Genomic DNA, 12,402 nt, shown 5'->3' on the forward strand with positions numbered 1-12,402 from the left:
CGCAACCATGGCTCAGCAGCCGGGATGACCCTCAGTGCGCGAGGACGAGGAGACGCCCCGGAGGGACACCGCGGACCAACCCGAGGAGCGAAACCTGCCCGGGGGGCACCACCCCAGCCCCGCCGGCGATTGAGGCGCGGGGCGGACCCGAGGGCCGAGATCCCGCCCGGGGACACCACCCCAGCCCCGCCGGCGATTGAGGCGCGGGGCGGACCCGAGGGGCGAGATCCCGCCCGGGGGGACCATCCCAGCCCCGCCGGCGTTTGAGGCGCGGGGTGTGGGGCGGAGCCCCACCAGCCGGGCCGAGACCCCGCCCGGGGGCAAACCCAGCCTCGCCGGCGATTGAGGCGCGGGGCGGCGCACCCGGCAGCGGCGCGGCGGCGCGGCCGCTAGCCCGCCGCCCCGTACACCGGCATCGGCGGCTCCGACCGCGCCAGGAGTTTGACCGCCGCCTCACCCGCCTCGGCAGGGGTCCAGCGGGCTCCGCGGTCCGCCGTAGGACCCGGCCGCCAGCCCTGCATCACGGTGATGCGGCCGCCCTCCGCCTCGAAGACCCGGCCCGTCACCCCCGCGGAGGCGTCCGCGCCCAGCCACACCACCAGCGGGGACACGTTCTCGGGAGCCATCGCGTCGAAGACCCCCTCCCCCGGCGCGGCCATGGTCTGCGCGAAGGCCTGTTCCGTCATCCGGGTCCGCGCCGCCGGGGCGATCGCGTTGACCTGGACCCCGTACCGGCCCATCTCCTCCGCCGCGACCAGCGTCAGGCCCAGGATGCCCGCCTTCGCCGCGCTGTAGTTGCCCTGTCCGACCGAGCCCAGCAGCCCGGCCCCCGAGGAGGTGTTGACGACCCGGGCCGCCACCGGCCGGCCGGCCTTCGCCGCCGCCCGCCACCACGCGGCCGCCGAACGCAGCGGCAGGAAGTGCCCCTTCAGGTGCACCCGCATGACCGCGTCCCAGTCGTCCTCGTCCAGGTTGACCAGCATCCGGTCCCGCAGGAACCCGGCGTTGTTGACCAGGGTGTCGAGCCGCCCGAAGGTGTCGACCGCCGTCGCCACCAGCGAGGCCGCGCCCTCGCTCGTCGCGATGTCCCCGCCGTGCGCCACCGCGTCCCCGCCCAGCGCGCGGATCTCCTCGACCACCCGGGCCGCCGGGGAGTCCGGGCCCGGCAGCCCGTCCAGCCCCACCCCGAGGTCGTTGACGACGACCTTCGCCCCCTCCGCCGCGAAGGCCAGCGCATGGGCCCGGCCCAGCCCCCGCCCCGCGCCCGTCACGATGACCACACGACCTTCGGCAAGACCCGCCATCTCAGCTCTCCTTGTTCACAGTTGCCGCATCCAAGAACGCGGGGCGCTCCCCGCCCCCGTGCACCAGCAGGCTCGCCCCGCTCACGTATCCGGCCCGGTCGGAGGCCAGGAACACGGCGGCCTCCCCCACGTCGGAGGGTTCCGCCAGACGCCCCAGCGGCACGGTCGCGCCGACCGCCGCGATCCCGGCCTCGTCCCCGTAGTGCAGGTGGGACAGTTCGGTCCGCACCATGCCCAGGACCAGCGAGTTCACCCGTACCTCGGGCGCCCATTCGACGGCCATGGAGCGGGCCAGGTTCTCCAGGCCCGCCTTGGCCGCGCCGTACGCCGCCGTCCCCGGCGAGGGTCTGGTCCCGCTGACGCTGCCGATCATCACGACCGAGCCCCGCGTCTCCCGCAGCCACGAATAGGCCGCCAGCGAGGCCGTCATCGGCGCGATCAGGTTGAGTTCGACGACCCGCGCGTGGCGCTGCGCCTCCCCCTCCCCCAGCAGCCGGTACGGGGTCCCGCCGGCGTTGTTGACCAGGCAGTCGAGCCGCCCGTGACGGTCGGCGACCGTGCCGAAGAACTCCTGCACGGCGGTGGGATCGCGGAGGTCGAGCGGCAGGAACGACGCCTTGCGGCCGCCCGCCGACACGGGTTCCTCCGGTGGCCGCCGCGCGCAGACGACGACCTGCGCGCCGGCGGCGAGGAACGACCGGGCGATTCCGGCGCCGACGCCCCGGGTTCCGCCGGTGACGACGACAACCCTCCCGTCGAGCTCCATAGGCTGCTACCTTCCTCACCTAACAAATGTTTGGTGGAAAGGTAGCTGATCCGCTCATGGGTGTCTCCACCTCAAGCCCGGACAAGGGCATCGCACTTGTCACAGTCGACTTCCCGCCCGTCAACGCACTGCCCGTGCAGGGCTGGTACGACCTCGCCGACGCCCTGCGCGCCGCCGGCCGCGACCCCGAGACCCGGTGCGTCGTCCTCGCCGCCGAGGGCCGCGGCTTCAACGCCGGTGTCGACATCAAGGAGATGCAGCGCGACACCGGCCACGCCGCCCTCATCGGCGCCAACCGGGGCTGCTACGAGGCCTTCGCCGCCGTGTACGAGTGCGAGGTGCCGGTCGTCGCGGCCGTGAACGGGTTCTGCCTGGGCGGCGGCATCGGCCTCGTCGGCAACGCGGACGCGATCGTCGCCTCCGACGACGCCACCTTCGGCCTGCCGGAGCTGGACCGGGGCGCGCTCGGCGCCGCCACGCACCTGGCCCGCCTCGTCCCGCAGCACCTGATGCGTGCCCTGTACTACACCTCGCGCACCGCGACCGCCGCCGAACTGCACGCGCACGGCTCGGTCTGGAAGGTGGTCCCGCGGGAGGAACTGCGCGCGGCCGCCCTGGAGCTGGCCGCCGAGATCGCGAAGAAGGACGGCTATCTCATCCGGCTGGCCAAGGCCGCCATCAACGGGATCGACCCGGTGGACGTGCGCCGCAGCTACCGCTTCGAGCAGGGCTTCACTTTCGAGGCCAACCTCAGCGGAGTGGCCGACCGGGTGCGGGACACCTTCGGGAAGGGACAGGGACAGAGCGCATGACGGACAAGACCATGAGCCCCGAAGAGGTCGTCGGGCAGCTCCGCAGCGGGATGACCATCGGCATCGGCGGCTGGGGTTCCCGGCGCAAGCCCATGGCCCTGGTGCGGGCACTGCTCCGCTCCGAGATCACCGATCTCACCGTGATCTCGTACGGGGGCCCCGACGTCGGGCTGCTGGCCGCCGCGGGCCGGATCCGCAAGCTGGTCGCCCCCTTCGCCACCCTCGACTCGATCCCGCTGGAGCCCCACTTCCGGGCCGCCCGCGAGCGCGCCGCCTTCACCCTCACCGAGCTCGACGAGGCCATGTTCATGTGGGGCCTGCACGCCGCCGCCAACCGGCTGCCCTTCCTCCCCGTCCGCGCCGGCCTCGGCTCCGACGTGATGCGGGTCAACCCGGAGCTGCGCACCGTCACCTCCCCCTACGCCGACGGCGAGGAGCTCGTCGCCGTGCCCGCCCTGCGGATGGACGCCGCCCTGGTCCACCTGAACCGCGCCGACCGCCTCGGCAACGCCCAGTACCTGGGCCCGGACCCCTACTTCGACGACCTGTTCTGCGAGGCCGCCGACGCCGCCTACGTCTCCTGCGAGCAGCTCGTGGAGACCGCCGAGCTCGCCAAGTCCGGCCCCCCGCAGTCCCTCCTCGTCAGCCGCCACTCCGTCACCGGGGTGGTCGAGACCCCGAACGGCGCGCACTTCACCTCCTGCGTCCCCGACTACGACCGCGACGAGGCCTTCCAGAAGCTCTACGCGACCACCCCCTGGCCCGAGTTCCGGGCGCGCTTCCTGTCCGGGGCGAGCGAGCACGACTACCAGTCCGCCGTCCGGACCTGGCACGAGGAGCAGCAGTGATCAGTCGTTCCCCCCTTCTCCCGCCCACCCGGCCCGAGTACTGCGTGATCGCCTGCGCCGAGGCCTGGCGCGACAACGGCGAGGTCCTCGCCAGCCCGATGGGACTGATCCCCTCCTTCGGCGCCCGGCTCGCGAAGCGGACCTTCTCCCCCGACCTGCTGCTGACCGACGGCGAGGCCATGCTCGTCGGACTCGACGGCACGGCCGAGGGCTGGCTCCCGTACCGGCGCCACCTGACCATGGTCACCGGCGGCAGGCGCCACGTGATGATGGGCGCCAGCCAGATCGACCGCTTCGGCAACCAGAACATCTCCTGCATCGGCGACTGGGAACAGCCGACCCGCCAGCTCCTCGGAGTGCGCGGAGCTCCGGTCAACACCCTCAACAATCCGGTGAGTTACTGGATCCCCAAGCACTCCACGCGGGTCTTCGTCGCACGCGTCGACATGGTCAGCGGCGTGGGCTACGACCGCGCCGAGGCGGCCGGTCCCTCGGCCACCCGCTACCACCGCCTGCCCCGGGTGGTCAGCGACCTCGGCGTCTTCGACTTCACCGGCCCCGACCACTCGATGCGCCTGGCCTCCCTCCACCCCGGGGTCACCGTCGACCAGGTCCGGGAAGCCACCGGCTTCGATCTCGCGATCGCCGAGGACGTTCCGTACACCCGGGAGCCGACCGCCGAGGAGCTGCGGCTGATCCGCGAGGTGATCGACCCCAAGGGGCTGCGGGACCGGGAAGTACGGGGCTGATCCGATGGAGACGGCATTCACGAAGCTGGTCGGCACCCGGTACCCGATCGTGCAGACGGGCATGGGCTGGGTCGCCGGTCCCCGTCTGGTGTCGGGCGCGGCGAACGCGGGAGCCCTGGGCATCCTGGCCTCGGCGACGATGACGATGGAGCAGCTGCGGGCGGCGATCCACGAGGTCAAGTCCCGTGTCCCGGAGGGGACGCCCTTCGGGGTCAATCTGCGTGCGGACGCCGGGGACGCGGCCGAGCGCGCCCAGCTGATCATCGACGAGGGCGTACGCGTGGCCTCGTTCGCCCTCGCGCCCTCCAAGGAGCTGATCGGGCGGCTCAAGGACGCGGGCGTCGTCGTCATCCCGTCGATCGGGGCCCGGCGGCACGCCGAGAAGGTGGCCGCGTGGGGCGCCGACGCGGTGATCGTGCAGGGCGGGGAGGGTGGCGGCCACACCGGGGACGTGGCGACGACGGTGCTGCTGCCGCAGGTGGTGGCAGCCGTGGACATCCCGGTCGTCGCGGCGGGCGGCTTCAGCGACGGCCGCGGCCTGGTCGCGGCGCTGGCCTACGGGGCGGCGGGCATCGCCATGGGCACCCGGTTCCTGCTGACCTCCGACTCCACCGTCCCGGACGCCGTGAAGGCCGAGTACCTGAAGGCCACGGTCAAGGACGTCACCGTCACCACGGCAGTCGACGGTCTGCCGCACCGGATGCTGCGCACCGAGCTGGTCGACTCCCTGGAGCGGGCGGGCCGCACCCGGGCGCTGGCCCGGGCCGTCCGGCACGCGGCCGGCTTCAAGAAGCTGTCCGGCCTGAGCTGGTCGCAAATGGTGCGCGACGGCTTGGCGATGAAACACGGCAAGGAACTGTCCTGGAGCCAGGTCCTGCTCGCCGCGAACACCCCGATGCTCCTCAAGGCGTCCATGGTCGAGGGCCGTACGGACCTCGGAGTCATGGCATCGGGCCAGGTCGCGGGGGTGATCGACGATCTCCCGTCCTGTGCGGAGCTCGTCTCCCGCGTCATGGCCGAAGCACGACAGGCACTCGAAGAACTGCACTCGCTCCGCACCCTGCCACCACCAGGGTGATCCCCCTTCTCCGTCACAGGAGTCGCACCTATGAGCCGTGCCCGAATCCGCCTGGCGACCGCGGCGGCCGCCGCCGCACTCGTCATCGGGACCCTGCCCGCCTCCGCGTACGCGGTGGCGGCGCCCGGAGCCGGGGTCAGTGCCCGGCACCACCAGCAGCAAGCCACAACGATCCGTCAGATCCCCCTCCAGGCCGCGGTCAACTTCCGTGACCTGGGCGGCTACCGCACCTGGACCGGAGGTCAGGTCCGCCAGGGCCTGGTCTACCGCTCCGACGCACTGAGCAAGCTGACCGCGACGGACATCGGCACCGTCTCCGGTCTCGGCCTCACGAAGGTCGTCGATTTCCGCGTCCCCATGGAGCTCCAGTACGACGGCGCCGACAGGCTGCCCACTGGGCTCACCCCCACTTCGCGCCCGGTCAACGACCTCGGCCTCTACGGAACCCTCGTCGGCGCGATCTCCAGCGGCGACCCCGTCAAGCAGGAGCAGATGCTCGGCGGCGGCCGCGCCGAGGCCTACATGCGAGACATCTACCGGAACTTCGTGACCAGCCCCGAGAACCGGGCGCAGTTCGCGCAGACCGTGCGGGAGATAGCGGACGGCACCCAGGGACCGCTCCTCTACCACTGCACCTCCGGCAAGGACCGGACCGGCTGGATGAGTTACGTCCTGCTGCGCGCGCTGGCCGTCCCCGAGAGCACCGCCGAGGGCGACTACCTGGCGTCGAACACCTTCCGCGCCGCCTACGACGCGCAGGTGCGGGCGGGCCTCAAGCAGTCCGGCCGGATGCAGAACCCCGACCTGCTGATCCCGCTCCAGGAGGTCCGCCAGGACTACCTGGACGCGGCGACGGCGCAGATGGAGGCCGATTACGGCGGCTTCTACGGCTATCTGACGGAAGGCCTCGGCCTGGACCTGAGGACGCTCGCGAAGCTCCAGAACAAGATGGTCCGCTAGCGGACGGCACGGCACGGCACGACAGCACGACGCCGGGCAGTGCGCGAAGCACTGCCCGGCGTCGGAGTACGTACGGTCAGACCGCCCGGCGGCGGCCCTGCCCGCCCGAGCCGACCCGGCTGCGGGCGGAAGCCGCGGCCGCACCACCGGAGGCGCCGCCCCCGGTACGCCGGCCACGCTCGCCGGAACCAGTGGCTCCGCCGTTGCCGCCGCCCTGGCCGCCACGACGGGCCTGGCCCGAACCGGAGGCCGCCGGGGCCTGCCCGGAGCCGGCGCCGGCGGAGCGGCGACCACGGCCGCCGGCCGCCGGGGCGCCGCCCGTGGCGGAGCCGGTGCGCGGCCCGCCGGAGCGGCGGCGCGAGCCGGAACCCGAACCGGAACCGTTGCGCGGCTTCGGCGCGGTCGGCTGCGGCACGTCCAGCACCACGGGGATGCCCGAGGGCTCCTTGGCGCCGGTCAGCCGGGCCAGCTCCTCGTCGGAGGACTTGATCTGCGCGGTGCGCGGGGAGATCCCGGCGTCCGACATCAGGCGGGTCATGTCCCGCTTCTGGTCGGGCAGCACCAGGGTGACCACGCTGCCGGACTCGCCGGCGCGGGCGGTACGGCCGCCGCGGTGCAGGTAGTCCTTGTGGTCGGTGGGCGGGTCCACGTTGACGACGAGGTCGAGGTCGTCGATGTGGATGCCGCGCGCCGCGACGTTCGTGGCCACCAGCGCGGTGACCTCGCCCGTCTTGAACCAGTCCAGGGTGCGGTTGCGCTGCGGCTGCGAGCGACCGCCGTGCAGGCCGGAGGCTCGGACGCCGTCGGCGAGCAGCTTCTTGACCATGCGGTCCACGCCGCGCTTGGTGTCCACGAACATGATCACCCGGCCGTCGCGAGCGGCTATGCGCGTGGCCACGGCCTTCTTGTCGGTCTCGTCCATGACGTAGAGGACGTGGTGCTCCATCGTGCTGACCGCACCGGCGGACGGGTCGACGGAGAAGGCGACCGGGTCGGTCAGGAACATCTTGACGAGCTTGTCGACGTTCTTGTCCAGCGTCGCCGAGAACAGCATGGTCTGGCCGCCGGCGTCGACCTGCTTGAGCAGCGCCGTGACCTGCGGCATGAAGCCCATGTCGGTCATCTGGTCGGCCTCGTCGAGGACGGTGATCGAGACCTGCGAGAGGTCCGCGTCACCGCGGTCGATGAGGTCCTTCAGGCGGCCGGGGGTGGCGACGAGCACCTCGGCGCCGCGGCGCAGGGCGCCCGACTGCCGGTTGATCGACATGCCGCCGACGACGGTCGCGATGCGCAGGTTGACGGCCGTGGCATACGGGGCCAGGGCGTCGGTCACCTGCTGCGCGAGCTCGCGGGTCGGTACGAGGACCAGCGCGAGGGGCTGCTTCGGCTGCGCGCGGCGGCCGGCGGTACGGGCCAGCAGCGCCAGGCCGAAGGCCAGCGTCTTGCCGGAGCCGGTACGGCCGCGGCCGAGCAGGTCACGGCCGGCGAGCGAGTTCGGCAGCGTCGCGGCCTGGATCGGGAACGGCTCGGTGACGCCCTGGGCGGCGAGGGTCTTCAGCAGCGCCTCGGGCATGTCCATGTCCCCGAACGACTCGACCGGCGGCAGCGCCGGGGCGATCGGCTCGGGCATGGTGAATTCCTGGGGCCGGGGGGCGGGGGCGGACTTCTGCCGTCCCGCGCCAGCCTTCGGACGTCCCTGGGCCGCACCTCGACCCCGGGTGGGGCGGCGGCTGGGTCGTGCGGAGCTGGAGCTGGTCATGCGAGAAAGCCCTCCTGAAACCGGCAGGTAAAACAAAGGTCGAGACAGCAGACAAGCCGGGGCCCGCACCTCGCGGTGCGGACCCCGGCATGCTGAAAAAATTAGGCGGGGATGATGTTCTCCGCCTGGGGGCCCTTCTGGCCCTGGGTGACGTCGAAGGACACGCGCTGGCCCTCGGTCAGCTCACGGAAGCCCTGGGTGGCGATGTTCGAGTAGTGGGCGAACACGTCCGGACCGCCACCGTCCTGCTCGATGAAGCCGAAGCCCTTTTCCGAGTTGAACCACTTCACGGTGCCAAGTGCCATTTGAATCTCCTGAATAGATGGCAAGGGCCCCATCCGGAGACTCCGGCAAAAACAATAAAAGCGCCTGAGGAACATTCCCGTCAGGCGCACATAAAGTTCATGGGTACCACAACTGCAACGAGCTCTAAGCTAGCACACGCCGGTCGGGCAGTGTCGCCGCGAGGGTGTGACCTCCGTCCTTGGTCGTCCCGGCGTACAGTGCGCCGCCCACCTCGGCGAGGGCGGCCCGCAGGCCCGGAAGGCCCATCCCGCCCGAGTCGAGGACGATCCGCTCCCCCTCGGGGGCGGTGTTCACGACCTCCAGCCGGACCTCCCCGTCCTCCGCGAAAAGGTTCATCCGTACGGCTGACCCGGGCGCGTACTTCGCGGCGTTCGTGAGCCCCTCGCGGGCGATCCGCAGCAGCAGGCGCCCGTCGGCCGCCGGGAAGGCCCCCAGCCCCGGCTGCACCCGGTGGGTGATCTCCATGCCGGTGGCCCGCATGTTCCGGGCCAGGGCGGCCAGGAAGCGGCCCACGTCTACGGGGGCGGTGTACGCGCGCCGCCCGGCCGGGTCGGTCAGCATGTCCAGCACCTCCCTGACCTCGGCCATCGCGGCCCGCGCCGATTCCTCCACGGCCGCCGCCCCTTCCCGTACGCGGGGGTCGGCGCCGGCGTCCAGGCGCAGGGCGGCGGCCTGCATGGTGAGCGCGGTGAGCCGGTGGCCGAGACCGTCGTGGGTGCGCTGGGCCAAACGGGTGCGTTCCTGTACGACGGCCAGGTCCGCGGCCTGGTCCACGGCGGCGTGCGCCTGCCGGGCCCGTTCGCGGAGCGCGGCCATGACGTACCGGTTGCGGCGCACGGTCTCCCCGTAGAGGCCCGGCACGAGGATGGCGCCGAGGACGAAGGAGGCGGGGTCGCGCCCCGCGTACCCGGCGGGCAGGAACATGTCGCGCGTGACGACGTAGACGACGCACATGAGCAGCCCCCCGATGAAGCGGTGGGAGCCGCCGTAGGCGGCCAGCGCGTAGGCGGCGAAGATCAGCGGACCTCTGTCATCGGAGACGAGGGTGGCGGCCATGGCCACGGTGGCCGGGATCCAGGGATGGGACCGGCGCCAGTACAGGGAGGCGGCGGCGAGCCAGCCGACGGCCAGGCTGGTGGCGTAGTCGTCGATCAGGCCGATGCGGTGGATGTCCTGGAGGTTGAGGGTGCTGAGCAGCCCGCAGACGACGATCAGGCAGAGGTCGACGCGACGGGCGCGCACGGGATCGGGCGCGCCGGGACCTTCGCCGGTGAGCAGGCGCGGCACGCGCTCCAGGAAGTGCATGCCGATGTCCCCCTCTGACGCACCCTTATGTACACAAACGTCCCCCCAGGTTGCCCGAGTTCCGCCGAACGGGCATCCCGGAGGGACGTGTGTCGCGTGTCTTAGAGGGAGACGCCGTACTTGGCGAGCCAGGACACGGGGTTGATGTCGGCGCCGTAGGTGTTGCCGGCGCGGACCTCGAAGTGGAGGTGCGGGCCGGTGGAGTTGCCGGTGTTGCCGGAGAGGCCGATCTGCTGTCCGGCGGAGACGCGCTGCCCCGCGGAGGCACCGGCCTTGGAGAGGTGGGCGGAGAGGGAGTAGCGGCCGTCGTCGTGCTTGATGACGACTACGTTGCCGTACGAGCCCTGCCAACCGGCGGACACGACGGTGCCGGCGGCGGCGGCCTTGACCGGGGTACCGGTGGGGACGGCGAAGTCGATGCCGGTGTGGTGACCCGCGGCCCAGCCACCGGGCTGTGCGTAACGGGCACTGACCGAGCCACCGGAGACGGGCTTGGCGCCCTTGCCGTTGCTGCCGCTCTCCACCTTGGAGGACTGCGGGGCGGCGGACTTGCTCGAACCGGTACCGGTACCGGAGGCGGAGGCGGAGGCCGAGCCGTACGCGAGGCGCTGACCCGGCATGATCACGTTCGGGTCGCCGCCGATGACGGAGCGGTTGTCGGAGTACAGCTTCTGCCAGTCGACGCCCACCTTGGAGCCGATCCGACCGAGGGTGTCGCCGCTGACGACGGTGTAGGTGCTGCTGCCGGCGGCGGGGGCGCTCTGCTTGGCCGCGACGGGCGCCTCGGGGGCCGGGCCGCCGCGCTGGAGGCCGGCGGCCTTGCCACAGCTGGGCCAGGCCCCGGGGCCCTGGACCGCGAGGACCTTCTCGGCGACGGCCATCTGCTGCGCCTTGGTGGCCTGGTTGGCCTGCGGCGCGTACCGCTTGCCGCCGAACTCCGCCCAGGTGCTCGAAGAGAACTGGAGGCCGCCGTAGTAGCCGTTGCCGGTGTTGATGCTCCAGTTGCCGGTGGACTCGCACTGGGCGACCTTGTCCCAGGTGCCCGCCGACGCGGCGGCCGCGGGCTGTGCCATGAGGGCGACCGCGGCGGGGGCGGCGATACCGGCCACGACGAGGCCGGCGAGGGCACGGGTGCGGTTGCGGCGGGCGTGACGACCAGACGGGAAAGACATGCGGGTTTCCTGACTTCGGGGGCATGGACAAGGCCGGTTGCGCCGTGGCGCTCTCGGCCTCGGTATCCACCGTCCGGGAGGGACGGGGGTCGCCGAAGTCGCCGAAAGAGGACAAGGGGGACGGCAAAAGGGGACTGAGCAGGGAGGGTTACGGGGCACTAAGTCCCGCTATAGCAGTAATGTCCTGAATAAGACCGGCATTCAGTAGAGGCGGGGACAACATGACGATCCGGGTGATGGTGGTCGACGACCAGAGCCTCATAAGGTCCGGGCTGGTCACCCTGCTCGCGAGCGCGCCGGACATCGAGGTGGTCGCGCAGGCGCACGACGGCGCGGAAGCCGTGCCGCTGGCGCGGGAGCACCGGCCGGACGTGGTGCTGATGGACCTGGTCATGCCGAAGGTCGACGGCATGGAGGCCACCCTCCAGCTGCTGCGGCTGCCGGAACCGCCGCGGGTGCTGGTCCTGACCGGGTACACGGCGGACGACCTGGTGCTGGACGCGCTGCGCGCGGGGGCGGCGGGTTTCCTGCTGAAGGACCTGCGCCCGGAGGAACTGTTCGCGGGCATCCGCACGGTGGCGGCGGGCGGCAGCGTGCTGGCCCCGGCGGTCATGCGGGTGCTGCTGGAACGAGCCGCCGAGGGCCGCCCCGAGACCCCCGAGCACGCGCAACGCCTGGAGTCCCTCTCCCCCGGGGAACGGGGGGTCCTGGCGCTCGTCGGCGAGGGCCGCACGAACCAGCAGATAGCGGAGGCGCTGCACCTGTCGCCGGCCAGCGTGAAGACCTACGTCTCCCGCATCCTCACGCAGCTGGACCTCTCGAACCGCACCCAGGCCGCGATCCTCGCCCACGAGGCCGGCCTCGTACACGCCGCGTAGCCCTCCCGGGTGGGCCTGGATCCGCCCCTCGGCCGGGACCGGCCCGGCCTGTGCGGCGCCACTGCCGGGGCCGCGCGCCTCCCGGCGGGGCTGAGTTTGCCCCCTGGCCCGGACCGGCCCGGCCGGGGCGGCTTCGCTGCCGGGGCTCTACCCCGTGCCTCCCGGCGGGGCTGAGTTTGCCCCCTGGCCCGGACCGGCCCGGTCGGGGCGGCTTCGCTGCCGGGGCTCTGCCCCGTGCCTCCCGGCGGGGCTGAGTTTGCCCCCTGGCCGGGACCGGCCCGGCCGGGGCGGCTTCGCTGCCGGGGCTCCGCCCCGGACCCCGCGCCTCAAACGCCGGCGAGGCTGGATTTTCCTGGGCCGGGACCGACCCGGGTTGGGGCGGTGCCCCGCCGGAGCATCTCCTCGTCCTCGCGCACTTGGCAGGTGCTTCGACAAGTGAGCGTGGTTGCGCGCTCGTCCTGCGGG

General features: G+C 72.5%; 12 protein-coding genes. 6 read left to right on the forward strand and 6 right to left on the reverse strand.

What is annotated here, in order from left to right:
* Positions 1-389 precede the first annotated feature (389 nt).
* Entirely contained in the window at positions 390-1,304 is a 915-nt protein-coding gene (locus tag ACFV9H_RS39840) for an SDR family oxidoreductase (RefSeq protein WP_385408617.1), read from the reverse strand.
* 1 nt (position 1,305) lies between these two features.
* Positions 1,306-2,070: an SDR family oxidoreductase gene (locus ACFV9H_RS39845; protein ID WP_385408619.1), complete on the reverse strand. Its 765-nt coding sequence runs from the start codon at positions 2,068-2,070 to the stop codon at positions 1,306-1,308.
* A gap of 56 nt (positions 2,071-2,126) precedes the next feature.
* On the opposite strand from ACFV9H_RS39845, the gene ACFV9H_RS39850 reads away from it, so the two are divergent.
* From ACFV9H_RS39850 to ACFV9H_RS39870, 5 genes are read left to right on the forward strand one after another with little or no spacing between them, the layout of a single operon-like run.
* Positions 2,127-2,882 carry an enoyl-CoA hydratase family protein gene (locus ACFV9H_RS39850; protein ID WP_385408621.1) on the forward strand — a complete coding sequence of 252 codons (756 nt, stop codon included), beginning with the start codon at positions 2,127-2,129 and terminating at the stop codon, positions 2,880-2,882.
* Positions 2,879-3,730 (forward strand): CoA transferase subunit A, encoded by an 852-nt coding sequence (locus ACFV9H_RS39855; protein ID WP_385408622.1) that lies wholly within the window; start codon positions 2,879-2,881, stop codon positions 3,728-3,730. Before ACFV9H_RS39850 ends, ACFV9H_RS39855 begins: the two co-directional genes overlap by 4 nt.
* A complete protein-coding gene (locus ACFV9H_RS39860) occupies positions 3,730-4,479 on the forward strand; it encodes a CoA-transferase subunit beta (protein ID WP_385408636.1) in 750 nt (249 codons plus the stop codon). Before ACFV9H_RS39855 ends, ACFV9H_RS39860 begins: the two co-directional genes overlap by 1 nt.
* 4 nt (positions 4,480-4,483) lie before the next feature.
* Positions 4,484-5,557, forward strand: coding sequence for an NAD(P)H-dependent flavin oxidoreductase (locus ACFV9H_RS39865; RefSeq protein ID WP_385408624.1), 1,074 nt, complete (start codon positions 4,484-4,486; stop codon positions 5,555-5,557).
* A gap of 30 nt (positions 5,558-5,587) precedes the next feature.
* Complete coding sequence (locus ACFV9H_RS39870; RefSeq protein WP_385408626.1) at positions 5,588-6,517, forward strand: tyrosine-protein phosphatase; 930 nt, start codon at positions 5,588-5,590, stop codon at positions 6,515-6,517.
* A 76-nt stretch (positions 6,518-6,593) separates the two neighbouring features.
* Here ACFV9H_RS39870 and ACFV9H_RS39875 read toward each other — a convergent pair whose 3' ends face one another.
* From ACFV9H_RS39875 to ACFV9H_RS39890, 4 genes are all read right to left on the reverse strand, one after another.
* Positions 6,594-8,276 carry a DEAD/DEAH box helicase gene (locus tag ACFV9H_RS39875; RefSeq protein WP_385408628.1) on the reverse strand — a complete coding sequence of 561 codons (1,683 nt, stop codon included), beginning with the start codon at positions 8,274-8,276 and terminating at the stop codon, positions 6,594-6,596.
* 101 nt (positions 8,277-8,377) lie between these two features.
* A complete protein-coding gene (locus tag ACFV9H_RS39880; protein ID WP_030028954.1) occupies positions 8,378-8,581 on the reverse strand; it encodes a cold-shock protein in 204 nt (67 codons plus the stop codon).
* Positions 8,582-8,705: 124 nt separating this feature from the next.
* Positions 8,706-9,887 (reverse strand): sensor histidine kinase, encoded by a 1,182-nt coding sequence (locus ACFV9H_RS39885; RefSeq protein ID WP_385408630.1) that lies wholly within the window; start codon positions 9,885-9,887, stop codon positions 8,706-8,708.
* 101 nt (positions 9,888-9,988) lie between these two features.
* Positions 9,989-11,059 carry a peptidoglycan DD-metalloendopeptidase family protein gene (locus ACFV9H_RS39890; protein ID WP_385408632.1) on the reverse strand — a complete coding sequence of 357 codons (1,071 nt, stop codon included), beginning with the start codon at positions 11,057-11,059 and terminating at the stop codon, positions 9,989-9,991.
* Positions 11,060-11,280: 221 nt separating this feature from the next.
* On the opposite strand from ACFV9H_RS39890, the gene ACFV9H_RS39895 reads away from it, so the two are divergent.
* Positions 11,281-11,937 carry a response regulator gene (locus tag ACFV9H_RS39895; protein ID WP_385408634.1) on the forward strand — a complete coding sequence of 219 codons (657 nt, stop codon included), beginning with the start codon at positions 11,281-11,283 and terminating at the stop codon, positions 11,935-11,937.
* Positions 11,938-12,402 lie beyond the last annotated feature (465 nt).

Source organism: Streptomyces sp. NPDC059874 (genome assembly GCF_042731135.1).
GTDB lineage: Bacteria > Actinomycetota > Actinomycetes > Streptomycetales > Streptomycetaceae > Streptomyces.